This is a genomic window from Actinoplanes sp. L3-i22 (assembly GCF_019704555.1).
In the GTDB taxonomy this organism is placed as follows: domain Bacteria; phylum Actinomycetota; class Actinomycetes; order Mycobacteriales; family Micromonosporaceae; genus Actinoplanes.
The window spans coordinates 4608338-4633878 of record NZ_AP024745.1; the positions used below are offsets into that span (position 1 = coordinate 4608338).

General features: G+C 67.4%; 28 protein-coding genes. 15 read left to right on the forward strand and 13 right to left on the reverse strand.

The genetic code is table 11. The features are described 5' to 3' along the window. Positions 1-95: 95 nt before the first annotated feature. The 5 genes from L3i22_RS20370 (at position 96) to L3i22_RS20390 (ending at position 8726) form a co-directional block, all read left to right on the forward strand. Positions 96-1586: a hypothetical protein gene (locus tag L3i22_RS20370; RefSeq protein WP_221328541.1), complete on the forward strand. Its 1491-nt coding sequence runs from the start codon at positions 96-98 to the stop codon at positions 1584-1586. 10 nt (positions 1587-1596) lie between these two features. Beyond that, on the forward strand, positions 1597-1938 hold the full coding sequence (locus L3i22_RS20375; protein ID WP_221328542.1) for a hypothetical protein: 342 nt from the start codon (positions 1597-1599) through the stop codon (positions 1936-1938). A 211-nt stretch (positions 1939-2149) separates the two neighbouring features. Further along, on the forward strand, positions 2150-2644 hold the full coding sequence (locus L3i22_RS20380; protein ID WP_221328543.1) for a chromosome partitioning protein: 495 nt from the start codon (positions 2150-2152) through the stop codon (positions 2642-2644). Positions 2645-2760: 116 nt separating this feature from the next. Further along, complete coding sequence (locus tag L3i22_RS20385; protein WP_221328544.1) at positions 2761-7203, forward strand: hypothetical protein; 4443 nt, start codon at positions 2761-2763, stop codon at positions 7201-7203. 386 nt (positions 7204-7589) lie between these two features. Beyond that, positions 7590-8726 carry a cutinase family protein gene (locus L3i22_RS20390; protein ID WP_221328545.1) on the forward strand — a complete coding sequence of 379 codons (1137 nt, stop codon included), beginning with the start codon at positions 7590-7592 and terminating at the stop codon, positions 8724-8726. A gap of 302 nt (positions 8727-9028) precedes the next feature. Here the strand turns inward: L3i22_RS20390 and L3i22_RS20395 are convergent, their stop codons facing one another. Further along, complete coding sequence (locus tag L3i22_RS20395; protein ID WP_221328546.1) at positions 9029-9949, reverse strand: alpha/beta fold hydrolase; 921 nt, start codon at positions 9947-9949, stop codon at positions 9029-9031. Between the two features lie 79 nt (positions 9950-10028). Here L3i22_RS20395 and L3i22_RS20400 point away from each other — a divergent pair, with 79 nt between their 5' ends. Further along, positions 10029-10634, forward strand: a complete 606-nt coding sequence (locus tag L3i22_RS20400) for a TetR/AcrR family transcriptional regulator (protein WP_221328547.1) — start codon at positions 10029-10031, stop codon at positions 10632-10634. A gap of 119 nt (positions 10635-10753) precedes the next feature. Then, complete coding sequence (locus L3i22_RS20405) at positions 10754-11227, forward strand: hypothetical protein (protein ID WP_221328548.1); 474 nt, start codon at positions 10754-10756, stop codon at positions 11225-11227. A 22-nt stretch (positions 11228-11249) separates the two neighbouring features. Here L3i22_RS20405 and L3i22_RS20410 read toward each other — a convergent pair whose 3' ends face one another. Continuing rightward, complete coding sequence (locus L3i22_RS20410) at positions 11250-11468, reverse strand: hypothetical protein (protein ID WP_255658435.1); 219 nt, start codon at positions 11466-11468, stop codon at positions 11250-11252. Positions 11469-11657: 189 nt separating this feature from the next. On the opposite strand from L3i22_RS20410, the gene L3i22_RS20415 reads away from it, so the two are divergent. After that, on the forward strand, positions 11658-12131 hold the full coding sequence (locus L3i22_RS20415; RefSeq protein ID WP_221328550.1) for a hypothetical protein: 474 nt from the start codon (positions 11658-11660) through the stop codon (positions 12129-12131). Positions 12132-12461: 330 nt separating this feature from the next. Here the strand turns inward: L3i22_RS20415 and L3i22_RS20420 are convergent, their stop codons facing one another. The 4 genes from L3i22_RS20420 to L3i22_RS20435 all read right to left on the reverse strand — a co-directional run bounded on the left by L3i22_RS20420 (position 12462) and on the right by L3i22_RS20435 (position 14950). Then, positions 12462-12665 (reverse strand): hypothetical protein, encoded by a 204-nt coding sequence (locus L3i22_RS20420; RefSeq protein ID WP_221328551.1) that lies wholly within the window; start codon positions 12663-12665, stop codon positions 12462-12464. Next, a complete protein-coding gene (locus L3i22_RS20425; protein WP_370644485.1) occupies positions 12622-12936 on the reverse strand; it encodes a hypothetical protein in 315 nt (104 codons plus the stop codon). Before L3i22_RS20425 ends, L3i22_RS20420 begins: the two co-directional genes overlap by 44 nt. Positions 12937-13184: 248 nt before the next feature. Further along, positions 13185-14711: a helix-turn-helix domain-containing protein gene (locus tag L3i22_RS20430; RefSeq protein WP_221328552.1), complete on the reverse strand. Its 1527-nt coding sequence runs from the start codon at positions 14709-14711 to the stop codon at positions 13185-13187. Positions 14712-14761: 50 nt separating this feature from the next. Continuing rightward, positions 14762-14950 (reverse strand): hypothetical protein, encoded by a 189-nt coding sequence (locus L3i22_RS20435; protein WP_221328553.1) that lies wholly within the window; start codon positions 14948-14950, stop codon positions 14762-14764. A 518-nt stretch (positions 14951-15468) separates the two neighbouring features. On the opposite strand from L3i22_RS20435, the gene L3i22_RS20440 reads away from it, so the two are divergent. After that, the gene (locus L3i22_RS20440; protein WP_221328554.1) at positions 15469-16149 is read left to right on the forward strand and encodes a hypothetical protein; all 681 of its coding nucleotides are present in this window, start codon (positions 15469-15471) and stop codon (positions 16147-16149) included. A gap of 297 nt (positions 16150-16446) precedes the next feature. Here the strand turns inward: L3i22_RS20440 and L3i22_RS20445 are convergent, their stop codons facing one another. Both L3i22_RS20445 and L3i22_RS20450 read right to left on the reverse strand, forming a co-directional pair. Next, on the reverse strand, positions 16447-17346 hold the full coding sequence (locus L3i22_RS20445) for an NADP-dependent oxidoreductase (RefSeq protein WP_221328555.1): 900 nt from the start codon (positions 17344-17346) through the stop codon (positions 16447-16449). A 43-nt stretch (positions 17347-17389) separates the two neighbouring features. Next, a complete protein-coding gene (locus L3i22_RS20450) occupies positions 17390-17992 on the reverse strand; it encodes a TetR/AcrR family transcriptional regulator (RefSeq protein ID WP_255658696.1) in 603 nt (200 codons plus the stop codon). 99 nt (positions 17993-18091) lie between these two features. On the opposite strand from L3i22_RS20450, the gene L3i22_RS20455 reads away from it, so the two are divergent. Continuing rightward, positions 18092-18307 carry a hypothetical protein gene (locus L3i22_RS20455; protein ID WP_221328557.1) on the forward strand — a complete coding sequence of 72 codons (216 nt, stop codon included), beginning with the start codon at positions 18092-18094 and terminating at the stop codon, positions 18305-18307. A gap of 19 nt (positions 18308-18326) precedes the next feature. Here L3i22_RS20455 and L3i22_RS20460 read toward each other — a convergent pair whose 3' ends face one another. The 3 genes from L3i22_RS20460 to L3i22_RS20470 all read right to left on the reverse strand — a co-directional run bounded on the left by L3i22_RS20460 (position 18327) and on the right by L3i22_RS20470 (position 19778). Beyond that, positions 18327-19133, reverse strand: a complete 807-nt coding sequence (locus L3i22_RS20460; protein ID WP_221328558.1) for a sulfite exporter TauE/SafE family protein — start codon at positions 19131-19133, stop codon at positions 18327-18329. A gap of 100 nt (positions 19134-19233) precedes the next feature. After that, the gene (locus tag L3i22_RS20465; RefSeq protein WP_221328559.1) at positions 19234-19572 is read right to left on the reverse strand and encodes a superoxide dismutase; all 339 of its coding nucleotides are present in this window, start codon (positions 19570-19572) and stop codon (positions 19234-19236) included. Beyond that, entirely contained in the window at positions 19569-19778 is a 210-nt protein-coding gene (locus tag L3i22_RS20470; protein WP_370644543.1) for a Fe-Mn family superoxide dismutase, read from the reverse strand. The genes L3i22_RS20465 and L3i22_RS20470 overlap by 4 nt, the downstream gene beginning before the upstream one ends. A gap of 841 nt (positions 19779-20619) precedes the next feature. On the opposite strand from L3i22_RS20470, the gene L3i22_RS20475 reads away from it, so the two are divergent. From L3i22_RS20475 to L3i22_RS20490, 4 genes are read left to right on the forward strand one after another with little or no spacing between them, the layout of a single operon-like run. Next, the gene (locus tag L3i22_RS20475) at positions 20620-20865 is read left to right on the forward strand and encodes a hypothetical protein (protein WP_221328560.1); all 246 of its coding nucleotides are present in this window, start codon (positions 20620-20622) and stop codon (positions 20863-20865) included. Then, a complete protein-coding gene (locus L3i22_RS20480; protein ID WP_221328561.1) occupies positions 20865-21200 on the forward strand; it encodes a hypothetical protein in 336 nt (111 codons plus the stop codon). The genes L3i22_RS20475 and L3i22_RS20480 overlap by 1 nt, the downstream gene beginning before the upstream one ends. Before the next feature lie 13 nt (positions 21201-21213). Then, on the forward strand, positions 21214-21957 hold the full coding sequence (locus tag L3i22_RS20485; RefSeq protein WP_221328562.1) for a hypothetical protein: 744 nt from the start codon (positions 21214-21216) through the stop codon (positions 21955-21957). Position 21958: 1 nt separating this feature from the next. After that, positions 21959-22270, forward strand: a complete 312-nt coding sequence (locus L3i22_RS20490; RefSeq protein ID WP_221328563.1) for a hypothetical protein — start codon at positions 21959-21961, stop codon at positions 22268-22270. A gap of 48 nt (positions 22271-22318) precedes the next feature. Here the strand turns inward: L3i22_RS20490 and L3i22_RS20495 are convergent, their stop codons facing one another. Further along, a complete protein-coding gene (locus L3i22_RS20495) occupies positions 22319-23212 on the reverse strand; it encodes a tyrosine-type recombinase/integrase (protein WP_221328564.1) in 894 nt (297 codons plus the stop codon). A 97-nt stretch (positions 23213-23309) separates the two neighbouring features. Next, on the reverse strand, positions 23310-23930 hold the full coding sequence (locus L3i22_RS20500) for a superoxide dismutase (RefSeq protein WP_221328565.1): 621 nt from the start codon (positions 23928-23930) through the stop codon (positions 23310-23312). Positions 23931-24294: 364 nt separating this feature from the next. On the opposite strand from L3i22_RS20500, the gene gntF reads away from it, so the two are divergent. Continuing rightward, the gene (gene gntF / locus L3i22_RS20505; RefSeq protein WP_221328566.1) at positions 24295-25539 is read left to right on the forward strand and encodes a guanitoxin biosynthesis pre-guanitoxin forming N-methyltransferase GntF; all 1245 of its coding nucleotides are present in this window, start codon (positions 24295-24297) and stop codon (positions 25537-25539) included. Positions 25540-25541 lie beyond the last annotated feature (2 nt).

Below are 25541 nucleotides of genomic sequence, written 5' to 3' on the forward strand. Positions count from 1 at the left end.
TCGGCATGTCATACGACTCGCTACGCAAGGCGCTGTCCCGGAAGAAGAAGCGCACCACGCCGGCCAAGAAGCTCGCCGCCGACCCGGTGCCGCCCGTGGCCACGGCCGCATCCACGGTCAGGCAATCGCCGAGCCGGCCGCCGGTGGTGCCGCCGGTGCCGCAGTCGCCGTTGACCCGGACCAGACGTACGCAGGACCCGCCGGTCACCCAGGTCTCCACCGCGGCCCGCACGATCGTCACCAAGACGCAGAACGACATCCGGGCGATCAACGCGACCCGGTCGAATCATGCCGAGGAGATCGCGCGGGTGCTGACCGCCGAGCTCACCGACCTGGCGGGTCGAAGAACCCAGATGAGCCCCGCCGCATGGGAGGAGGCGATCCGGGTGTCCTCGATCAGGGCCAAGGAGATCAACGGACTGCTCCCGGAGGTCCTCGGCTACCTCAAGGACCGTCCGCTGGACCACGACCGGATTCTCGCGGCGCTGATGAAGGTCAAGAACCCGGAGGGGGCCGCTCGCCTGCGCCAGGGTCTCGACCGGCTCCGAGCCGCCGCGGTTCAGGACTGCGCCGCCGCCGTGACCGACATCGAGAGCGACCCTACGGGCGTAAAGCTCGCCAGGATGTCCTTCGAGGAGAAGGCCCAGATGCTCATCGCCCTGCGTTCCGGGGTGCTCTACCGGCCGGCGCAGCGGCGCAAGGCGGCCTTGGACATGCTGTACAAACAGCTCCCACTCGACCCGGTCTTCGCCGCCCGCGACCAGCAGATGCGCAACCAGGTCCTGAACCGGTTGCGAAACACACTGTCGCAGGAAAACCGGGATTGGGAGACAAAGTCGACCGCCGAGCGCGTCGACGCCCTGGAATGGGCCATCGAGCTGCAGTGCAATGTGATGGGTCTGCCGAGGGATGCGCGACCGACCCTTCGCCTCTTCCATGCCGAACCGGTGCGGGGCAGCGACGGCAAGGTGGCGTACCGCACTGGCGGGTTCCTGCCCAGCCAAGGCGTCATCGAGGTCAGCGACCGCCATCTGGACAAGTTCGATCAGGTTCTGAAGACCGTGATTCACGAGAACACGCACAACTACCAGTTCTGGCTGATCAAGCAACTCGAACAGGGGAAGATCGGACCGAACCACCCGGACTACAATCAGGCCTGCATGTTCCTGCTGAACCGGGACGCCTATCAGAAGGACGGCACGGGGGTCAACCGCCCCGTCTACCTCGGACAGCCGGTCGAAAAGCACGCCTGGCTGGCCGGTCTGGAGGCCGCGCGTCTGTTCCGTGCGGACGCCCGCGTGCAGGCCATCGAACTGGTGAAGCGGATGCAGGACTTCTCGAAGCAGGCCACCCCCGCTCAGCGGGCCAGGTTGGACGTCTGCCGACAGCAGCTCATCGACCTGCTCCTGCGGGCCGCTGCGAAGCCCGATGACAAGTCGGAGGTCACCTCGACCGAGATCTTCGCCTTGGTGGACACGTACGGCGAGGAGTTCCGTGCGATGAGCCCGCCGCCGGCCACCACGACACCTGTCCGGCCCAATACTTCCCCGGACATTCTCGACTCGCTCCAGCTTCGTCTCAACTGAGGACACGCACATGGCAGACGAAACCGCAACAGCCAGCGTCTACGGCGTTCAGCGCATCGATCAGTGGGGTGGTCAGAATATTGACATCGGTGCGCTCCGCTACGACGGTGGGCGCCTCGAAGTGGTGTCCGCAGACCCGGATTACCAGAGCTACCTGGCCGATGTCGTCGAGACCGTGAACGCGACCGAGGAGTTCTCGATCGCGGTTGCGCCGCCCGCGGACGCCGAAGAGTTCAGCCTGTGGTCTCGCGACGTCGACCGCACGGATCCGGACTATCTCGACGCGCTACGCACGTACCTCGAGCAGGATTTCGCCCTGCTCCTGGCAACCGAACCATCGCCCGGCGGGTGAGGCGACGCCCTCGAAACCCTGTCGTCCCCTTCTCCTTGGCCGGGACGTGGTGGTCACCACACTCGCGCCGGTGCACGGATGTTCGAAGATCGTCTGCATTGAAGGGTGGGCTCAGGGTCGCCTGTTCGGGTGACGGCGCGTTGTAGGCGGGTCGGTACGGTGGTCCGGGACTGGCCCGCAGTGGGGTGCGCTGTTTCCGGGAGGTACTGGGGTGCCGGTGGTGGAGGCTTCGGTGGTTGCCGGGATGGCGATCGCGTGGGCGGTGCGGAAGGCACGGCGTGCGGCGGGCCGGGTGGATGAGACGGTCGATGCGGCGATCGACGCGAGCGCAGACCGCTTGCACGAGATCGTCCTGGCCAAGTTGGGTGAGCCGGTGCTCGAGGATCTCGCGCAGGAGGCGGCTGACGGGTCGGGGCAGGTCAGTGAGCTGACGCGGCAGCAGGTCGAGTTGGCGGTGGCGGCGGCCGCGCGTCGGGACGAGGCGTTCGCGCAGACGGTGACCGCGTTGGTGGAGCAGATCCGCCGGGCGGAGCCGGCGACGGGTACGCAGGTGCTGGCCGCGCCGGGTTCGGCGGTGTTCACCGGTGGGGTGACCGCGACCGCGCATGATGCCGCTACCGCGATCGGGCAGGCCGGCACCGTGAACATCGGCCGCCGGCCGTGGGAGGAGCCGGACCCTCACCGGCCGGGTCGGCCCGGCCACTGACCGGACCCGGTGATCCCGGCGCTCTCTCTGGGGTGCCGTGGTGGCAGGACACGCCCGGGTCGGGAGTAGTCGGGCATGGTGAGCAGGGCGGGGTTGGGATCGGTACGGCCGGGACGGTGAATGTTTTCCTGTCCAGATCGAGGCCGTCGGCGGCGCCGCGGTCGGCGTATCTGGAGCAGGTCCGCCGGATCGTCCCACCCTGGCTGCAGGACCGGGACCCGGAGTTGGCGGAGTTGGCCGGGTTCTGCCTGCAGGAACAGCGGGGCCCGTATGTGTGGTGGCAGGCGGGGCCGTGGGCGGGTAAGTCGGCGTTGTTGTCGACGTTCGTGCTGAACCCGCCGGATCAAGTCCGGTCGCGGGTGGAGATGGTGGCGTTTTTCATCACTGCCCGATTGGCCGGCTCAGATACCAGGACGGCGTTCACGGAAGCGGTGAGCGAGCAGCTGACCGCACTGACCGGCGAGCAGCGGCCGACGGTGGTCGACGAGGGGTTGCGGGAGGCCTGGCTGCTGGACCTGCTCGCCCAGGCCGCGCGGGCTTGTCGGCAGCGGGGGGTACGGCTGGTGTTGCTGGTCGACGGCCTGGACGAGGACCGCAGCACGATCAGCGGTCCGGGCTCGCACAGCATTGCCGGGCTCCTGCCGGCGGACCCGCCGGCCGGGATGCGGGTGGTCGTGGCCGGTCGGCCGAACCCGCCGATCCCCGACGATGTGCCGGACTGGCATCCGCTACGAAATCCGGGGATCGTGCGGGAACTCGGCATGTCCCCGCACGCGCGGGATCTGCAACGGCTGGGCCAAGCCGAACTCAAGCGTCTACTCCTCAAGGGCACAGATGTTGAGCAAGACCTTGTCGGGCTGCTGGCGACGGCCCGGGGTGGGCTGTCGGGGGATGATCTAGGCGAACTGACCGGCGCCGGTCTGGTCGAGATCGAGGAGGTGCTGAATACCGTGACGGGGCGTACGTTCACCCGCCGGGGGGCGCAGTGGGCGACGGACCAGGGTTCTGTGGTGTATCTGCTCGGTCACGAAGAACTGCAGCAGGCCGCCGTCCGCTATCTCGGCCAGTCGCGGCTGACCAGCTATGGAGACCGGATCCACGCCTGGGCTCGGACATACCGTGACGGCCACGACGGGCAGGCGGCGTGGCCGCAAAGGACTCCGGAATATCTGCTGCGTGGCTATCCACGGATGCTCGCCGACACTGGTGACCTTCCCCGACTGGTTGCCTTGGCCATCGACAGCGCCCGCCACGACCGGATGCTGGACCTGACTGGCGGCGACGTCATCGCATTGGAAGAGATCACCACCGCTCAAACTCTGGTGCTGGCGCAAAATCAGCCTGACCTGGCAGCCATGGCCCTGCTCTCAGCCCGCCGCCACAGCCTGACCGACCGCAACACCAACATCCCCACCGACCTGCCAGCTGTCTGGGTGCGGCTGGGACAACCTGTGCGCGCTGAAGCCCTTGCCCGCTCCATCACCGGCCGTTACCAGCGTGCGCGGGCGTTGATCGCGCTGGCCGAGGCGGCGGCCATGGCCGGTGACTTCGACCGTGCGAGGCGGCTGACGGCAGACGCCGAGCAGATCGCCCACTTGCTCGTCAGACCGGACGAGCAGGCGCGGGCGTTGACCGCACTGGCCGAGGCGGCGGCCGCGACAGGTGACTGCGACCGCGCCGAGCAGATCGCCCGATCCATCACCTACCCGGACGAGCAGGCGCGGGCGTTGATCGCGCTGACTCAGGCGGCGACCGAGGCAGGTGACTTCGACCGTGGCCGGCGGCTGACGGTAGATGCCGAGCAGATCGCCTGCTCCATCACCGTCCCGAAGGAGCGAGCGCAGGCGTTGACCGCGCTCGCCGAGGCGGCGGCTGTGGCTGGTGACCTCGACCGCGCCGAGCAGATCGCCCGCTGCCTCAGCGGCCCGAACCACCAGGAGCAGGTGCTCGCCAAGGTGGTGGCTGCGGCCGGTGACAGCGACCGCGCCGAGCAGATCGCTCGGTCTCTCACCGATCGGGTACTGCGGGCGAAGGCGTTGACCGCGCTCGCCGTGGCCGTGGCAGTGGCCGGAGACCGGGATCGCGCCGAGCAGATCACCTGCTCCATCACCAGGCCGTACCAGCGGGCGCGGGCATCCGCCGCGCTCGCCAAGGCGGTGGCGGCCGGTGACCCTGAGCACGGCCGGCGGCTGGCGATGGACGCCGAGCAGATCGCCCGCTCCCTCACCGACCCGGTTCAGCGGGCGCAGGCGTTGATCGCGCTGGCCGAGGCGGCGGCGGTGGCCGGTGATTTCGACCGTGGCCGGCAGATGGCGGTGGACGCGGAGCAGATCGTCCGCTCCTATTCCCAGCCGGAGGTGCGGGCGCGGGCATTGACCGCGCTGGCCGAGGCGGCGGCGGTGGCCGGTGATTTCGACCGTGCCGAGCAGATCGCCCGCTGCCTCAGCGGGCCGAAGGATCAGGTGCGGGCGTTGACCGCGCTGGCCGAGGCGGCGGTGGTAGCCGGTGATTTCGACCGTGGCCGGCAGATGGCGGTGAATGCGGAGCAGATCGCTCGCTCCATCACCTACCCGGACGAGCAGGCGTGGGCATTGATCGCGGTGACCGAGGTGCTGGCCGCTGCCGGTGATTTCGACCGTGCCGGGCGGATCGCCTGCTCCATCACCGAGCCGAAGGATCAGGTGCGGGCGTTGACCGCGCTGGCCGAGGCGGCGGTGGTGGCCGGTGACTTGGACCGTGGCCGGCGGCTGGCGGTGGACGCCGAGCAGATCGCCCGCTCCCTCATCGGCCCGGTTCAGCGGACGCGGGCGTTGGTCGCGCTTGCTGAGGCGGTGGCCGCTGCCGGTGATTTCGACCGTGCCGGGCGGATCGCCTGCTCCATCACCGAGCCGAAGGATCAGGTGCGGGCGTTGACCGCGCTGGCCGAGGCGGCGGCGGTGGCCGGTGACTTGGACCGTGGCCGGCGGCTGGCGGCGGACGCCGAGCAGATCGCCCGCTCGCTCGTCCGGCCGGACGAGCAGGCACAGGTGTTGATCGCGGTGACCGAGGCGGTGGTCGCGGCAGGTGACTTCGACCGCGCCGAGCAGATTGCCCGCTCCCACGTCCGGCCGGACGAGCAGGCGCGGGCGTTGACCGCGCTCGCCGAGGCGGCGACCGCGGCCGGTGACGTCGACCGTGGCCAGCAACTGACGGTCGACGCCGACCTGATCGCCCGCTCCCACACCAGGCTGGTGCACCAGGTGTGGGTGTCAAATACGCTGGCCGACGCGCCGGCCACCGCCGACGTCACCCGCCGCGGCCGGCAGCTGGCGGTAGACGCCGAGCAGATCGCCCGCTCCATCACCGAACCGGTACAGCAGGCACGGGCGTTAACTGCGCTTGTTGAGGCGGTGGCCGCGGTCGGTGACTTCGACCGCGCCGAGCAGATCGCCTGCTCCATCACCGACCCGGTACAGCAGGCGCGGGTGTTGGCCAAGGTGTTGGCCGCGGCAGGTGACTTCGACCGCGCCGAGCAGATCGCCCGCTCCATCACCTACCCGGAGGAGCGTGGGCGGATGTTGGCCGCGCTGGCCGAGGCGGCGGCCGCGGCCGGTGACTTCGCCCGTGGCCGGCAGTTGGCGGTGGACGCCGAACAGATCGCCCGCTCCCACTTCTGGCCGGGAGAACAGACGCAGGTGTTGACCGCGGTGGCCAAGGTATTCGCCGCGGGCGGTGACTTCGACCGCGCCGAGCAGATCGCCCGCAGCCTCTACCCGGACGGGCAGGCGCAGGTGTTGGCCGCGCTGGCCGAGGCGGCGGCCGCGGCCGGTGACTTCGCCCGTGGCCGGCAGTTGGCGGTGGACGCCGAACAGATCGCCCGCTCCCACTTCTGGCCGGGAGAGCAGACGCAGGTGTTGACCGCGGTGGCCAAGGTGTTGGCCGTGACAGGTGACTTCGACCGTGCTGAGCAGATCGCCCGCTCCATCACCAGGCCGGACGGGCGGGCGCGGGCGTTGACCGCGCTGACTCAGGCGGCGGCGGTGGCCGGTGACTTCGACCGTGGCCGGCGGCTGGCGGTAGACGCCGAGCAGATCGCCCGCTCCCTCTTCTTGCCGGGTGGGCGAGCGAACGTGTTGATCACGCTGGCCGAGGCGGTGGTCGCGGCCGGTGACTTCGACCGCGCCGAGCAGATCGCCCGCTCCATCACCGACCCGGGCGAGGAGGAACAGATGTTGACCACGCTGGCCCGGGCCGTGGCCGTAGCCGGTGACTTCGACCGCGCCGAGCAGATCGCCCGCTCCATCACCAGGCCGGACGGGCAGGCGCGGGCGTTGACCGCTCTGACCGCGGTAGTTACCTCCACGAGGGTTGGCCGGTTGTTGGGGGAGGCTTTCGCGGTGGGCGAATGGTGGACACCGCTGTCGGTGATGGCGCGTGAGGCACCAGCAGTGGTGCTCCGGATGGCGGATGTGGCGTTGGACAGCGAACGTTCGCGAGACACTCCGACCGGCCCACGCCCGAGCGACCTCCCGGTGCACCGGCGACAAGCGCAGGTACCGCGACCGCAGCGTCTCCCGTAGAAACCATCTCGACTGCCTCCGGCAACCGGCCGCCGCCAGGGCGGCCTACCAGCAGATCCGACACCGGCCCGAACCGTCACGCCACTGCCGCACCCGCGAAGACGCCCGATGCCGGGAAATCCCGAGCTCGTCCGCGGCCTCCACGGTCACCCGATCGGTCTGGACCAGCCGACCGAGCACCGTAGCCCGCTCGACCACCACCGCCCACGCGGCGTCCGGCGGCTGACAACACGCCACGCTCAACCAGACGCTCGGCACAACTCAAGTGGGTACCTCGACCGCCCGCTTGAGAAGCGTTCGGCCGCCCTCGACGGAGAAGGGGGCGGTGATGACACCATTTACGGCAAATTTGTCCGGCCTACGTTGGTGTCTGCGACGATCCAGGCGTGAAGCTGCGCCAGAGATTCGCGAGCATCGCCATGCTTGCGACGGTCACGGTGCTCGTGGCGGCACCCGCTGCGGCGGTCCTGCCCGCCCCGGCCGGAGCCGGGACCGCGAGGGCCGCCGCCGACTGCGCCGACGTCCAGTTCTTCGGGCTGAAAGGCTCCGGCGAGGGCGGAGCCGGGGGGAGCACCGCCGTCAAGATGGGGCCCGAGGTCGGGTCCACCTTCACGTTCTTCACCGAGGAAATGGCCGATAAGGGTCTCCGCGTCACCGGCACACCAATCGAGTACCAGGCGCCACCAGTCAGCATCGACAGCCTGCTACATGCCGAAGAGAATGCGACGGCTGGCGCACTTGCACTGCGCGCCGCGCTCAACAAGGCGGCAGCAACGGACTGCGAAAACCTGGAGTTCGTCCTGTCCGGATACTCACTTGGCGCGTTCGCCGTCCATCTCGCACTCGATTCCGGTTTGACCGGCAAGCCGGCCCTCACCGAACAGGCCCGGCGCAGGATCAAGGCCGTCGTGCTCTATGCCAGCCCGATGTTCGATCCCTCGGACCCCCACGCTGAGGGCGACTTCAATCCGCTTTTTGGCGGTCTGGCCGGTAGGAATAGGCTGCCAACCCTGCCCAACGCCGTCACTGTCTGCCTGCACGACGACCCGATCTGCAACGTCATGGGGGGCACCAGCTTGGGATTGGGGTGTCTGGTCATGCCGGACTCCCGCGCCTGCGCGCATGTCCGGTACAACAGGTACCTGGCCACCTACGCGACCTGGCTGACCGGCCTCTTCCACGCGCCCGAACCACCGGTGTCTGAACCGCAGGCCCCTGTGATCGTGAGTACCAGCACCTATCAGGAGGGTGTACTCGTCTATGCGCGAGCCAACTACACCGACGTGAACGGCGATGCGGAAGGTTTCGGGTTTCGCTGGCAGCCGGGCATGGAAAGCCATCCGTTCTCAAGTCCTTCCTACGGCCGCGTGTCAGCCGGCCGCGTGGATTACCCCTTCAACCTTGGGTGCGGGCAGCCGAAGCAGTCTGAGGTCGAGGTCCAAATGTGGATCTATGACAAGGGCGGGCTCAAGAGCCGGCATGCCAGCGTGCACCTGAAATGCCAGCCCGGTCCTGGCTGGTGATCAGAACGCCGGCGCTGGCCAAGGTGCCGGCGATGCCTACGACGATCAGATCGGGCATCGACCAGATGCGCGCCGGGCGTGAACGGCTGGCCGGCAGCCAGATACAACGCCACGATTCGCTTACGCGCCGACTCCGGTGACTCGCACGGAGGCCCATGACGAGGCCAGCGCCTTCCCGTGGTGCCAAATCCAACCGCAGTCTTGAACAGCCGCCGGAGCGGAGCGTCGCCGAGTCCGGTGCGGGCAGAGCGAGCTCCTTCACGGCTGCGGTCAGCTTGGCCCCGGAAGCCCGCGCGGCCTCGTCAGCTGTCCGGCACGCCTGCTGTCGCCTCACCACGCAGGAAAGCTGCAAGGACCTCGACGAACCGCGCCGGCTGTTCCTCGGCCGGGTAGTGCCCGCAGTCGTCGAGGACCACCTCGGTGACGGCATCAGCCGCCAGCCGCATCGTCTGGGCGGCATTCGCGCCGCTCCACAGTGCGCCGCCGACGGCGAGCACCGGCAGCGTCAGCCGGGTTCGGGCGCGTCGCTCGTTCTGCGCGATCGTCTCGTCCAGCGCCCGGTAGTAGGCAAAACTCGCCCCCAGTGCGCGCGGGTCCGCGGTGATCGCGTTCACGTATACGTCGACGGCGTACGCAGGAATGGTGGTTGGGGTGGCGGCCTTGGTGGCGAACTGCCACCCGAAGAAGATCCGCTCGCGCCCGCGGACCAGTTCCTCGTTGAGATCGGTGAGCCGGTTGAAGCCGAACTGCCAGAGTTTCTGATTGAGCCCGGCCGGGCCGAACGCCGGCGGGGACGGCGTGAGCCCGGGGATCACCGCTTCGACGACGGCGAGCCGGCCCACCCGCTCGGGGTGGTCGGCGGCCAGCGCGTACGCGGTCCACGTGCCGATGTCGTGGCCGACCACGTCGAAGCGGTCGTGCCCGAGGGCGGACATCAGCGCGACCAGATCGGCGGCCAGCGTGCCGGCGTCGTACCCGTCGTCGGGTTTGTCGGAGAGCCCGGCCCCGCGCGAGTCGACGGCGACGACGGTGTGCTCGCGAGCGAGCGCGGGCATCACTTCCCGCCAGGCATACCAGGTCTGCGGCCATCCGCCGACCAGCAGCAACGCCGGGCCGTGGCCGCCGGTGACCGCGTGCAGTCGCAGCCCGTCCACCTCCACGAGGCGGCTGGTGAAGACGTCGGTGAACCGGTCGGGCAACCGCAGCGAACGCAAAGTTGTCATGCCGGGGACCATACCCATGTTGGAACGACCATTACAAGATACTTGGAACGATCAGTCCAAGACGAGTAGGCTGACCCGTATGGCGGGACGCAAGCAGTTCGACGTGGACGAGGCGCTCCGGCGTGCGATGGACGTCTTCTGGCGCTGGGGCTACTCGGAGGCCTCGATCGAGCGCCTGACCGAGGGCACCGGCCTGGGCCGGGGCTCGCTCTACGGCACGTTCGGCGACAAGAGCACCCTCTTCCGGAAAAGCCTTCTTCGGTACGCGGAGACCTACCACCCGCTGTACGACCAGGCACTGTCCGGCCCCCACCCGAACCCGAGCGCCGTGGTGGCCGCCTACCTGCGGGTCACCCTGAACCGGATCGCCGACCCCGCGGTCCCGGACGGCTGCCTGCTCACGATGTCGGCCGCGCAACTGCAGGCCCTCGACGCGGAGAGCCAGGCGCTGGTCCGCGCCATGATCGCCGGCCTGCGGGCGATGCTGGAGCAGGCCATGCGGGCGGCAGGCGCCGATGACCAGGCCGCGGCCGAGCTGGCGCTGTGCACATTGGCGACCAACAAGTCCCTGGCGGTGCTGAGCCGCGCCGGCTTCACCGGCGACGACCTGGCAACCGTCGCCGCGTCCGCCGCCCGTATCCCGGACGGACCGCATTCCTCAAGTCAGGCGGTGCAACCCGGCTGAATGCCCGCTGCGGCCCACGACGGCATCGACGCAACGCCACGCGACGATGACTCCAGGTTTCGTGCCTGCCGAGCGAGCGTCACAACCCGGTCGGCAGCATCTCGACTTCACTGTGGACCATGAGCTTTGCGTCTCGCCCTGGCAAACCGCTGGGCCGCGGTCCGGTGGCGTACCTGATCGTTTCCGCTTCCGCCGTCCTGCTGGGCGTCGTCACCGGCCCGCTCGGGATCGGCCCGGCCCACGCGGCGGTCGGGGCGCTGTTCTTCTGGGTTCTGATGGCTGCGGCCGCGGAGATCGTCGTCGGTGCTCCGCGGCGGCTGGGTGTGCTGCCCTGGGCGATCGGCGCCACGGTAGCTGCCGCGTTCTGCGGCCCGGGCGCGATCATGGCCGTGCTCGGTGCCGCGGCCGCCGGCTACGGGCTGCGGACCATCGCGATGGTGATGCCGGTCAGGCGCTTCTCGCTGGTGCTGCCCGGCGTCGAGACCGCGGCGCCGTCGGGCGCCCGGAGGTTCGGCATCGCCACCGATCTCAACGGAAGACCGGCCTCGAATCCGGCCACCACCGGCGCCATCCTGGCACTGACTCTGTCCTGAAGCGTCTGCCGGAGCCCGGACCCTAATCGGCAGTGCCGTGTCGCAGGGCGAGAGTGGCGTGGACCTGGGCGAGCTGCGTGGTGGCGGTGAGCATGGCGAGGTCGGCGCCGGGCACGTACGGCTCGTTGGAGTGGTCGTCCTCGTTGATGTTGGTCTGGTAGTCGACCAGGCAGATCTGGTACAGGCGTTCGGCCTCGGCGGCGAGTTCGGTGGCGCGCGCGGCGTGTTCATCAGCGGTCATGCCGATCATGGTGTCATCCCGGCCGGATCGATCCCGCTGACGGCTGCGCTTCCATACTCGGGCGGCTGCTGCGACCGCGGCGAAATAGATCTTGGTCGGTATCCGTGTCGAGCAACGAGTAAAGGGTTGATCTCGATCAATGTGTTGACCACTGTTGTCGAGGTTGGCCCCGAGCGTACGGAGGAGCAGATGAGGCACCTCAAGCGTCTCGCGGCGGCCGCACTCCCGGCCGCTCTCGCCCTGTCGGCCCCGGTGCCCGCCGACGCGGCACCCGCTATCTACACGCTCGCTCAGATCCAGGCCAAGTTCGGCTTGGCCGCGGCGGCATTCCCGACTCTGCCCAGCTACGTGACCAATACGATCTACAACCAGCCGTCCAGCCAGGCGGCCGGTATGGGAGTGTTCGTCCCGAACAGCAGCCAGACCTACGACCAGGTCCTGCCGGTCGGCTACTACAGCTACCAGCGGTTCGGCTGGAACACCACCGGCGGCTGGTACACCGGCTCCGGCTGGTGCACGTGGCAGCTGCGCTCCGACGATCGCGGCAAGAACTGGTCGTACCAGAAACCCGATCTCGGCCCGGGTCGGCACGCCATCGGCAGAACCACCAGCTACATCATCGCCAGCTACCGCCAGTTCGACGGCAAGTGCTCGGACACCTGACCGGCAAGGCCGGCGCGACGACAAGGCGCAGCGGGCCGGGCGCCCAGGGGCGGCGCTATCGCCGAGCTGCCACCGCGCTCGTGATTCGCCCGCAGGCCGGTCTCGGGTGAATGCTGGCCGTACATCCTTGCCGGTTGCAAGGTCTACGACTGCAACGCCGGCCCCGCCCAGCGGTTCCGGCTGGGCTGACCCCGGCGCCGTTGGGGCGGGTACCCCTCCAGCTGCTCTGACGCGTGACGCCCCGGCGACGATGCCGCCGGGGCGTTCCGACCCCGCAGAGCCGAGGTGAGTTGGGGGCTGAAGGACGCCGATGCGGTTGGGGCCCGTGCCTTATCGGCGTCCCGATGTTGCTGTGAACTCCAGTTCGTCGTCGTGTTGCTCGGGCGGGTTGATGGGCAGGCCGGCGGTACTCAGGAATGCCCGTAGCGTGGCGGCCAGCGCTTCGACACGGTCGTTCTCGACGAAGGCGAAGCCGCGGTCGGCCATCAGATCAGCGACGGCGCCGGCCATTTCTTTGAGCTTTGTCTTCTTCACCGGATTCTCCTTGTCGAATGGCTCGTTGGAGCCCATTGAGCTGCACAAAGATGGAGCGGCGGCGCAGGGCGTCGCCCGCTGGGTCGATCTCGTAGCCGTCGAGCCAGATCCAACCCACGTAGGTCTGCCAGTCGTGCGCCCGGATGACCCGGAACAGAATCGGCTGCGCGAATTGGATGCTGGCGGCCCTGCCGACCAGCACCACATCACCGGATCGGGGCAGCGTCATCTGATCTCGAGCGGACACCCCGTAGTAGGTGCTGCCGGACACTCTTACTCCCCGCGTGAGCGAGCGGTTTTGCCCGGGCCGCTTACGTCCAGGTAGTGCTTACCAGCGACGGCCGCTCGTGTGCACAGGAGTGCAACCCGTCGCATCGACGGCGGTAGGCAGCCTCAAGAGATGCCGTCCGTTGCCGCTGGTTCGATCGTTGCCTGCGGCGACCCTGTCTTGAAGGGACGTCATGGCGTCGTTGGCGTGCGGCTGTGCCCCACGAAGGAGGGCGTGTTGTCCTCGTTCGATCAGCGTTGGGCGAGTGCGCGGACGAGTTCGCGCATCGACGGGGTCAGCCTCGCGCGCCGTTCGCAGATCTCGAAGACCAGGTTGCGGGCCGCGACCTGGTGCCGGAACCACACCGGAGCGATGCTCTTCGCCCTGCTGAGCGTGTCGACCGCCTCGGCGTCCCGACGAAGGTCGGCCTGCGCCAGCGCGACGTCCAGCAGGTGCCGACCGTAAGAGATCGGCCGGAGGTCGTCCGGGCGCACCCGCTTGGCCGCGGTGAGTGCACGTTCCGGTCGCTCGAGACAAATCTGCGCGTACGTGTCCTGCATGGCCACCTGGGTGGGTCCGAAGTTGATGGCGCGATCGAGCCGATCTGCGTTCATCCGTACTGCACCAGCCCTGGCCAGGCCGAGGTAGTGATCGGTTTCGTCGGCACGACCGGCAGCGCACGCCGCTGCCATCGCCCACAGCGCCATCCCACCCCAGACGGTCAGATGTTCGGGCGTTGCGCTACTCAGACGCGGCTCGATCCGAGCGGCCACCTGAGCCGCGAGCCGTTCCGCTTCCGCGTTGCGCGCCTGGTTCATCAGGATCCAGACGTAGGTGCCGTGCGCAGTAGCCCACTGCAGCTCGTCGGAGGCAGCGGAAGCCGCCGAGATGGCTCGCTCGGCGCCGATCAGCGCAAGGTCATCGCGACCGAACTGGCCGAGTAGACAGGCCGCGAGCTGATAGGCCTGCGCCAGAACCAGCGCGCTGCCGGCAACGTCGGCACGTCGCGCGTGGCGGGCTTCTTCTATCAGTCCCGGCGCACGGCGTGCCACCTCCGCGAACCGGCCGGACCAATAGTCCTCCCAGGTCGCGTTGAGCGTCGTAGCCAGCCGCTGCGAGGGAACGGGTTCTTCACCGTCCTCGGGATCTATCCCCGGCAACAGCTTCGGTGACAGCAGCACGTCACGCAGGTTGAGGACCAGCCGGTCGCCGGTCGCATCAAGACGTGGCCGCTTGTCGGTCAATTCCGACAGTGGGACATCCAGCGCGTCAGCAAGGGCGGCCAGCGACGTCAGTCGCGCCGACTCCCGCTTGCCCTGCTCCAGTTTCTTCACCAGGTCCACGCTCACCGACGCAAGGCCGGCGAGGTCCTCCTGGGTCAGACCGCGCTCGCCGCGGAGTCGGCGAAGCCGTTCGCCGATGGTGTCTCCAGCAGTGCCGGAAGGCGTCATCGTCCACCATCCCTGCGATAGGGGGTCGGGCATGGCTGGCCGGAAGGCGCAGCAGCCAATAATCGACATTACGCCGTCCTGCCCCTGTTCCCTGCCGCCATGAGTTGGCGGGCGGGCACGCCGGATTGCACAGGCGGCCGCAGAGGAGCCGCTGCCGAGAAACGGGTCAGCGACCAGGTCACCCAAGCGGGTCGTCGACCGGATCATCCGGGACGCCAGAGCCGGGTGCAGCGCGTTGTCGTAGCGCAGCAGCCCAGGCCGGCGTTCCTCCGGGATGTCGCTCCATACGTCCACGGCGTAGATCTCGCCGCCGCGGCCGCGCGGCATCTCCTCAGGCCGCTGGAAGAATCGGTGCCGTGAGTCAAGCGGCCCGCGGGTCAGCAGGTCACCGTGTTGTGCTGGTGTGCGTACCGGCGGGTCGTGAACATGCCAAACCGGCGGGCCACCGCGATCGAGTTCACGTAGGTCAGACCAGCCGCGTCCTTGGCTGCGGTCCGCACCCTCGCGGCCTGCTGCGGGCCCGTAACCACCGCGAGGTAGCCGCCGTGCCGCAGAGACTGCCCCACAGCGGTGATCCATTCGGCGGTGAAGTCCGCGTAGGCCTAAATCGACGTGCAGTGTGCAAGGGCGGACAAGGTCCCGTACTAGCGCCGGACCCCGTGCCCGCGACAGCATCCCCCTTCCCGTGATTGCAGATGGCGGCAGCGCAGAGACGCTGCTCGGCGCGCATCAGGAAACGGTGGGTGAGTACATCGCTTCTCCGACTGCTGGGTAGCGGTTCATGCTCATGGCCGACGTTAGTATGCCCGCCCTGCGGCCGAATTCTGGCTAAATTGATTGTTGATGATTAAATGCTATGAATGTAAGTGGTGCGAATCGTGCTATTTGGACCAGTCATGCCGGGCCAGCGGGGTTCCCCTGTTGCGATCAACTTCGCGATTTCCCACGGCCTCGACCATTCACATGCAGCAGAGGTTGTCATCCCGAGTCAAATTCCCGACAAATGATTGCGAACCCGCCGCGTCGGCCAGTGTGGTTTCGGTGCGCCAATCATGCTCCGGAATCACGAGGGAAGGGCCAACGCGTGAATCTTTCAAAGAAACTTGCCGCCCGATTTTTCCGCGGAAACCTGATACGGTCGAGGGTTATCGCTGCATCAAAGTCTGGCTCATTCACAGATGAGATGGTAAAAGGTTACCTCGAGATGTTAGCGCGTCGCATGGAAGACATCGGTTCTGTCCTACGCAAGCTAACGCTATCAATCAACTCCGTTGCAGGTTTAACGGCAGCGATCTTTATTAATCACGTGACCGAGGTGAGCTTTCTGGGAGCAAAATTCGATAATGCGACAGACTTGCTCCCATGGATTGGAGTTTTGTCTGCTTTCCTCTGTTACCGCTACACGGTTACCTTTAATCGCTTAGCACTCCTGTGGCAGATCCAACACGAAATGATTCGACTTCGCCTCCGACCGTTCTGCGACCAAGGGCTGGATGAGGCCGTAGCACCAACGGCCTTTCAGGGACCTTATGCAGCTCGCTGGTCTGACTTCCTGGCCGAAAATAGATACTCCGCCCGGGTGAGGGTGTGGCTCGGAAAGGTTTTTAGCACGTTCCCGGCCTCGATAGCAGGAGCAATCGCAGCTTCTGTGCTTGTATTCGGAGTAGATCAGCCGATATCGAAGTTCTGGCCATTTTGGTTGGCGACAACATTCTTCGCATTTCTGGTTACACTGGAATACATTCCGTTAAACCCGCGAATATAGACTGACGGATAGCTTGGCGCCGCGATTTGGCATCGTCTCGTCTGCTTGGCGCCCGCGTTGTTCGATGCTAACGACAATGAGCACCGCGATCGACAGGACGGCAGCTGCCAGAGTGGACCAAGTTTCGAGCCAGTCGGCGGGCGCCGGAAGGGTCGGCCGCGTATAAGAGCATCGCAACCAGTGTAAGGAGCATTCGCGAGGGACGAGAAGTCTCGGTGCGGGGTGAGCGGCTCGGCATCTTTCGATGAAGACCGCAGGCATCGCTCAGTCTTCGCTGGCGCGGCATGACCGGATGGGTCAGGCAAGGTCCTGGGGGTGCAGCACGATGCGCCCGTGCGTCTTGCGGCCGGACAGGGCCCGGTAGGCGTCTTGTACATCGGTGAGCGGGTAGGTTGCGGCGATCGGGATGTGCAGGTCGCCGCCGGCGGCGAGGGCGGCCAGTTCGGCCAGTGCCGGGGTGCCGCCGGCATCGGTCGTACCGAAGGCTTTGACGCCCTTTTCCTTGGCTCCGCGATAGTCGACGACGGTGTCGATGCGGTCGGCCGGGACGCCGAGGTCGAGGGCGAGATCGATGTACCCGCCACCGACGGTGTCGATGAACGCGTTGACGCGGTCGGCCGTGGCACGGATCCTCTCCTGCTCGCCGTCGCCGTACCGGACGGGCTCGATGCCGTAGTTCCGGAGCAGGTCGAAGTGCGCGGCGCTGGTCAGGCCGATCACGGTTGCGCCGGCCCGGACCGCGAGCTGGGCGGCGGTGAAGCCGACGCCACCCGACGCGCCCGAGATGACGACGGTTTCGCCGGGCCGGGGGTCCACCGCCCGGATGGCGCCGAGGCCCGCCATCGGTGTGGTGTAGAGCGAGCCGGCCACGTCCCAGGGCAGAGCCTGCGGCTTGCTCACGAGTTGGGCGGCGGGGATGGCGACGAGCTGGGCGTGGGCGTCCCAGCTCTGGAGCCAGCCGAGGACCGCGTCATCGACGGTGAGGCTGTGCACGTCGGCGCCGACCGCGACGACTTCACCGGCCAGATCGCGGCCCGGCGTGTACGAGCTGCCGTGCAGTGCCGGTAACGCCCCGGGGTTCAGTGCGCCGGCCACGACCCGCACGACCACCTCGCCGGGGCCGGGCGCGGGTGCGGGTAGGTCGGCGAGATAGATCCCGTCGATGCCCGCAAAACGGTCATAACGCACTGCCTTCATGGTCTCTCCTGTGTTGTGAGTGGTTCCAGGCGCGTGCGAGCGATCAGGCCGGGCGCAGGAGCGGCATGAGGATGTCGTCGACGAGATGGGCCGCGAAGGCAGCGTCGCACGGCTCGCCCGCGACCACGATGCGATGCACGATTACCGCCGGAGCGACCTCGGCGAACAGCGTTGCCGACCCGGGCACCAGCTGCTCGGCTGCGTGGCGAACCAGCCCGTCTGTCATCGCGGTCTGGTCACGCCGCAGGATCCGGCGCATCTCCTCGGCGAGCCGCGCGTCAGTTCGCATGCCGGAGAACAGGGCTCCGAGCAGACCCACCTCCTGCTCGGCGATGCTGCGCGCGAGCCACGTCACCAGGGCGAGCAGATCCTCGCGGAGGTTCTCGCCGCCGGGCTGCGGAGGCGTGGCGGGCGCGCGGTACTCAACCGCGGCGGCGACCAGCGCGGCCTTGTCGCGGTACCGGCGGTAGATCGTTGTCTTGGCCGCGCCGGAACGGCCGGCCACAGCTTCCATGGAGAGCTGCTCGTAGCCCAACTCGGTCAGCAGTGCCAGCGTGGCGTCCAGGATGGCTGAGTCACGCCCGGAATCCCGGGGCCGGCCCATGGCCGGGGACTGACGGACGCCACGAGGTCCCGAAACCTCCATCGCGCTCACCGTCTCTCGACCGACTTCCGCTACGCTACGGTAGCGTATCGAAAATAGCTCGGTCTGTCCCGGTCCGCAAGCTCACCGTGACCCGGGGCGGTGCTGTTCGCGGTTGCCGGCGTCGTCGAGGAGCTCGATGAGGCGGGCGGCGAAGGCTCGCGGGTGGGTGAGGTTGCCGTTACCGCTCGGCGGCCACCGTCAGATGCCCGGCCAGCGCCACTGGCCGACGTCCTCGCCGCGCTGGAGGTGCTGGCCCGGCAGCTCACCCCCGGCTCGATCGCCCGCCTCGCGAGCGGTCAGCCACCGGCGAACTAACGCGCCGTTCGACGGGAGGCTATCGGCTGTTGTGCCCGGAGCTGACGCCTTGGACCAGGTAAAGCATGGCGAGGGCGGTGGCCAGAGTCCCGAGGAGCAGCCGCAGAGCCCGCTCCGGCAGGTAGGGCTGCAAGCGGGCGCCGAGGTGACCGCCGATGAGCCCGCCGGCTCCGCACAGCACACCCAGCGCCCAGTGCGGTGCTATGTCGCCACTGGTGGTCAGCGCGAGTACGCCGTAGGTCGCGGCGCCGGCGATTGACGTGACGAACGTGGCGGCCAGGGCCGCGGGTGCGATCTGGGCCATCGGGGTGCCACGGCCGGCGAGGACGGGGCCCAGGATCGAGCCGCCGCCGATGCCGTAGATGCCGCCGACAGTGCCGGTGACCAGACTGAGCCCGACAACCACCCGGCGGGACAGCGGCGGGCGGTCGGGTAGTCCCGGCCGTGCCGCGCGGGCACACAGCCACAGCCCGAGGGGGAACAGCACCGCGGCGGCCACGAGCCGGAAGACCCGGGGCCCGGGAATCGCGAAGACCCGGATGACCGCGCCGAGCACGACACCGGGGACCGTGCCGGCGATCAGCAACCGCGCCAGCGATCCGGTCAGTTGACCGTTGCGGCGATAGCGGGCCAGGGCGCCCGGGCCGGAGACCACGTTGAACAGCAGGTTGGTGGGGGTGACCGCCGGACTGGGCACATGCAGAACACTGAGCTGGACCGGGAGCAGGAACACCGCGCCGGAGACGCCGACCGGTGCGGTGACGACCGCGATCAGCAGCCCGGCGGTGAAGCCGGCCAGCCCGGTCTCCCAGCTCACGACATTCATGATCGAAACCCTATGGCCGCCGCCGCGGTCTCCTCGATCGGTACCACGTGCTGGTACGACACGAGGACCCGGTCGTCACCACCAGATCATCTGATCTGGCTCAGGCCGCCTGGTCGAGGCCGGGCGGGGGACCGCTGTGCGCGGCGTCGGCCATCAGCAGGCTCAGTCCCTGGATCAGCTCGTCCATGGGCTGGCCGGTCTGGGCCCGGACCAGAGCGAGGGACAGCTCGGCGAACAGGCAGAAGCCGCGGGCCTGGGCGCGCTCGTCGCCCATCGCGATCAGCAGCTGCTCGGCGCCGGCGAAGTCGCCGCGGTGCTTGGCGGCGATGACGCCGGCGGCCTGCTGGGCGCCGAGGAAGGCCGGCCCGGGGCCGGTGTGCGCGGGGGTGCCGGACCCGGACCCCGCGGTGTCGTCGTGCTCCGGGCCGGTGCCGGTCACGGGGCGAGAATGATCGGGTTGCCGGCGGCGCGGGCCGCGTCGAAACGCCGCGTCACGTCGGTCCAGTTGACCAGGTTCCACAGCCGGTCGACGTAGTCCGGGCGCACGTTCTTGTACTGCAGGTAGTAGGCGTGCTCCCAGGCGTCGAAGACCAGGATCGGCGTGGAGCCCTGCCCGATGACCAGCGAAGATGGGGGAAGGTCTATGGAATTGTCTCGCCCGCAATAATGTGCGCTCTCACGGGCGAGGTTCCATCTTAGCTGGTCAGAATCTCAGCTACTCAGCGTGACATCGACGCCTACGGCGTCGCCCTGGTCGGCACGGTCAAGAACGGCACCTCAGCGAACGGTGCCAATCCCGAGGTGCCGGTCAAGAAGGCGCAGCCAGATCGACGACTCAACGATTCCCGCCACACTTCCGACGGCATAGGTGTACTGCCCGATCGTCTCCGACTTGACCGGTCGCCGCCGTTGGGCAGTGTGGCGTTTGTCGATCAGCAGGAGATAGCCCAGCTCGTAGACGGCGCTGGTGTAGAGCAGCCGCCCTCGCGTGCAGCCAGAGCTTTACGAAGTAGCCGACCGGAGGGTCTGCACAACGTTATTTCAACGCGCGGATGGAAAATGGACAGCGGGCATCGGAGTCGGCACTAACCCGGACCACGCGGACTATCTACTCCACTGGACTAGAGAGACCGAAGAAGAAGTCAGGGTAGAACTTGAGGGCTACTTGGCGGGGCTTCTCCCGCCCTCCAATAGGAAGAACTGGGACCAGATCGCGAGGGTTGGTTTGAGCGGCGGCGTCAGCCGCTAGGAAAGAGCACGGGTGGGCGGAGCCGGGGCGGATCGATCCGCCCCGGCTCCGCTGCTCCAGTGCGGACCTAAGCAGTCGCCAAGGTGACAGGTCGAGCCTTGAACCAGCCTCAATCCACCGGCGTTGATACGGTGAGACCGGCTTCAGCGAGCGGGGGAGAGGCTAGTGATCAAAGAAGATGCTCTACGGGTCAGGCGAGCTACAGCAAGACTCGCCCTATTCCCTGGCGTCGCATGGGTGTTCGTCCTGGTGGTGGTCTTGGCGGGCGTCGCACAAGGCGTGTCGGCACCCCTGGTCAACATCCTGGTCATGCTGATCCCCGCCTTGGGCTTCGTTCCGGCGTTCTACTTCGCGGTCAAGCTCCATCGAGCGACGGACACCGACACCGCTGCACGAGAGTGGCGAAAGACGGTGGGGCTTGCGGTCGTCGGGCTGGTCCTGTTCGCTGTGGCGTCGCTCATCGTCTTCCAGGCGGGTGCGTGATGACCTTCCACGTTGAACCGGTGGCGCTGCGCGATTTCAGCGCGGAGTTGTCCACGGCTCGCTACGACGAAATCACGCGCGCGGAGCTGTACGTCAAGCTGTGGGGCGATCTCAGTCTTCACCAGCAGGGCGTCATCGGCGCGGTTATCGGGCAGCATCGTCGGCTCATGGATCAGCTTGTGGACATGTTCGATGCGCTGGAAACATTGGCGATCCGCAATTCCGAGTCGCTCCAGACCATCGCGGGTGTCTATGAGGTGATGGATGCCCAAGCGGCGGCGGAGATCGATGCGAGTCTCCCGCCGACACCTCGCCCATTGAACACGCCGATCTGACCGGGGGAATCAGATGAGCGTTGATGCACACGGCTACAGCATCGCCTCCAGCTATTTGGTTCCGCCGGGGGAGCCAGAAGAGTCCATGGACAATGGGATGTTCAATCCCGGCGACTTTTTCAACTACCTCAGCCCATCAGCGTGGATCAACGACATCATCGAGCGCGCGAGCGGCATCGACATCTTCGGCTACGCCACCGACACACTGACCGGCGAGTGGGACGCGCTCTACAAATTCGGGACAGCGCTGGAGAACCTCGCGCCGTGTTTGCAGCAGATCGGTGTCAACATCCAGCAGAGCGCAGAAAAGATGGATAACCACTGGTCTGGCAACGGGGCTGATTCGGCGTTCGCCTACTACACCAACCTCGCCCAAGCGATCAGCCGGAAACAGGACGTGCTGATGGAGGCTGCGCACAGCTATAAAGAAGCTGCCAAAGGCGCGTGGGAGCTGTCCACGCAGATCGGCAACCTGTTACAGGCTGCCATCGATGACGCGATTATCGCCGGATTGGCTGCCGCGTTCGGAACCGCCACGGTCGAAACAGGAATTGGTCCGCTGGCGGGGTACGGCTACGCGGCGTACCAGGCGACGCAGATCGCCATCAAAATCAACATGGCGTCAAAGATCATCAACACTGCCTTGACGTTCATCATGGGAATCTTCGGTGCCGGGGTGACCTTCTTCAATCGCGGCGCTGATCTCTCCGAATTCCCTTTGCCTGCGACCAGCTTCGTACTTCCAGGGGGAGCGTGACATGGAAAACAATTCCCTTGACGACGAACTGGAACGGCTGACCCGAAATCCCCGGGCGGCGCGCGGTCTCAAGGACGGACTGGAACGGCTCGCGCGCGGCGAAAATGGACCCGTGTTCTCCGAAATGGCGAAGGATTTACTGAGCGGGCGAATCGATTTGCGCAGCGTTGCCCAGAGTTCGGCGTACGGGCGGGAATTCGGCGCTGCCTACGCGGACTTCGAGCGATGGCAGGAAAACCTGAGCGATGAGGAGCGGCAAAAGACGCTGCGTGACGTGAAATCGATCCTGGACGGCGATCCGCCCCAGAAATAGAACAGCCGCTCGATCGAGACGCGATCAAGCGGCTGTTTTTGGTGCTATCTAGATTTTGTCGCCCATGCCCGTAGCTCTGGCAGCGTCCAAAGCCCGCTGAGTTGCCCGTGCGCGCCCGTAAACCTCGCCCGCCATCGTCGATGAGGCTGCCCAGCCGAACGTGCGGTTCATGTCGGCAACGTTCATTCCTGCCGATAGCGCCCGGTCGGCTGCGGTGTGCCGGATCTCCTTCGGTTCGACGTGACCGATCCCCGCTTTGTGTGCCCGCCGATCGACCATCTCGCCCAGGGCGCGGCGACTCATTCCCTTGGAGTCGCGCCGACCGGTGAGCCAGAACCACGGGCTCTGGGCGTACCGGTGCCGATCTCGGATAGCGACGTACCGCTCCATGGCGTCCATGGTTCGGTCCGACAGGCTGATCAGTCTCGATCCGGTTTTGCCGGATACCTCAACGAGTTGATTCACCCAATCGATGTCCACGTTCTTGATGAGACGGACTTCGGTGGCACGCATTCCGCCGGGCTCGGACATGCACCTGATGATCGCTTCGTCTCGCCGGTCCGCCAGAGTCCGCCCTTTGCACGCGGCTACGAGCAGGCGCAGTTGTTCCAGGGTGAGAACGCGCGGCGGAACATCCTGGACGGAGGATTTCGGAATCTCCGTGAGCGGATTCGACGCGATGAAGCCCCGGCGCATGCACCAGAGGTAGAAGACTCGGAGATTGATCCAGGTCTGCTGTCGGGTGGTGGCTGCGTACCGGTCAATCCAACTGGCGAACAGTTCCTCCAATTGGAGCGTGGTCGCGGTGTGCGCCGGGGCGTCGATAAAACGACTGACCTTGTCGATGCTGATCCGGTAGTTGAGGATCGTGAATGCCGACAGCTCAGCCAGTCGGAGGTGCCGTTCGTAACTGGCTGTAACCGGGTCGGTCGGGCGTTCCATGTGCTCTCCGTGGGGGTAGTGAGACCTTCCCCCACGTCGCTGCTCAGCAGAGCCGGATCACCATCGACGGACGTCCTTGTCGACGCGGCACGCCTGATCAGCTCAACAACGGCTTGACCAGGCGTGCCGCGTCGAACCGCTTGGTCACGTCGGACCAGTTCACCAGGTTCCACAGGCGGTCGACGTAGTCCGGGCGCACGTTCTTGTACTGCAGGTAGTAGGCGTGTTCCCAGGCGTCGAAGACCAGGATCGGCGTGGAGCCCTGCCCGACGTTGCCGTGGTGGTCGTAGATCTGCTCGACGATCAGCCGCTGCGAGAGCGGTTCCCAGGCCAGCACGCCCCAGCCGGAGCCCTGCACGCCCTTGGTCGCCGTGGACAGTTGCGCCGCGAACGCCTCGAACGATCCGAAGTGCTCGGCGATCGCCGCGGACAGTTCCCCGTCGGGGCGGTCGGCGCTGCTGCCGGGGCGCAGGTTGTTCCAGAAGATCGAGTGCAGGACGTGCCCGGAGAGGTTGAACGCCAGAGTCTTCTCCAGGCCGACCAGCGCGGAGTAGTCGCCCTTGTCGCGGGCCTCGGCGAGCTGATCGAGGGTGTCGTTGCTGCCCTTGACGTACGCGGCGTGGTGCTTGCTGTGGTGCAGCTCGAGGATCTGGCCGCTCATCGCGGGCTCGAGTGCGCCGTAGTCGTAGGGCATGTCGGGAAGCGTGTAGATCGCCATGCCGCTCAGTATGTCTTATTGCAAACTCTTGGCAACTGCGGAATAGTGACATCAAGGGGCGGGGGAGTTGCGTGGCCGTGACCCACCGAACCTGGGCGGTGCTTGCACCGTGTCGACACCGAGAGGCGCTCCGGCCCGCGACGATCCACGCCACCGGAGCGCCTCTCGCATGCACCTGCCGGCGAGCGGAACGTCCGTGCGCCGGACGGCGCTGTCGGCAAGGCGACGTACGAATCAGGCACCCACCGCCGTCTCCATGGCGACCCTTCCGTTAGGGGGAGCGATGGGTACAGCGCAACGTCCGGTGCGGCAGGTAGATGCCCGATCACCCGGTCCGCCGGTGAGGACCGCCAAGGCTTCGACAATGTCGCCGACCGCCGCCTGGGCGGTAAGCCTGGCGGCCACCGCGGCGTCCACCTACGCGTTGGACGCCTGGGCGGCAGCCGTCGGCGCCGCTCTGGTCGCCTCCGGATGGCTCGCCGACCTCGATCATCGAGCGGTCGTGGCGTTCCTGCTGGCGAGCTACGCGGTCTGGGCGTTCGGGCTGCGCGCCAACCTGAGAGCGAACGCAAGTCTGCTGGCAGCGACCGGGACCAGCACCAACGTGCTGTCCAAACTGGCCCACGACCTCACCCGGCGCCGCTTCGGTGACAGGCCCGCCCGGCTGGCCGCCGCCGTGGCATACACCGGCACCGAGCTCGCCAAGGAACTGCCCTACTACCTGGCCGCGTTCGGTGCCGCCGTCGCGACCGACTCGATCACCACCGACCAGGCACTGATCTTCCTCGGCGGCGCCAACCTCGGCGCCGCGTTCTACGAAGGCGCGCTCGCCCGCCTCACCCGCACCGTCCTGCGCCGGCGCCGGCGGCACGCCTCGTTCGACACCGACTGGGTGCCGGCCGAGTACCTCACCGACTACTACCGCAGCGTCGAACCGGACGAGATCGCCACCATCGCGTTCCTCGTCGACGCGATGCGCCAGGCCGAACGTGACCAGCCGATCCTGTACTTCGGGACCGGCCCGACCCTGCACCACGTGTTCGCGTGCGCGGAGAGGGCCTCCGAGATCCACCTGGGCGACTATCTCCCCGAGAACCTGGCCGAGATCCGGCGGTGGATCGAGCGGGCCCCGGGCGCCCACGACTGGCGGCCGTTCGTCCGCTACACCCTGCAGTGCGAGGGCAACACCTGTCCGACCGACGACGAGGTGACCGCGCGCGAAGACCTCACCCGGGCAAAGATCACCACCCTCGTGCGGGTGGACGCCCGCCATCCCCGCCCGGTGAACCGGAGCTACCCGACGGTGGTCAGTGCCTACTGCGCGGACTCGGCGACCGGCGACCGCGCCACCTGGCACCTGTTCATGCGCCACATCACCGGCCTGGTCCAGCCCGGCGGCCTGTTCCTGACCGCGGCGCTGCGCCGCTGCCGCGGCTACACCGTCGGCGGCAAGACCTTCCCCGGCGCCGACATCGACGAACGCGACCTACGAGGCGCCCTGCGACCCGACTTCGAGCCGCTGCACGAGGGCATCGAGGTCATCCCGACCGCCCAGCACGGCTCGCACGGCTACGCCGCGATCCTGCTCTGCCAGGCCCGCCGCGCCTGATC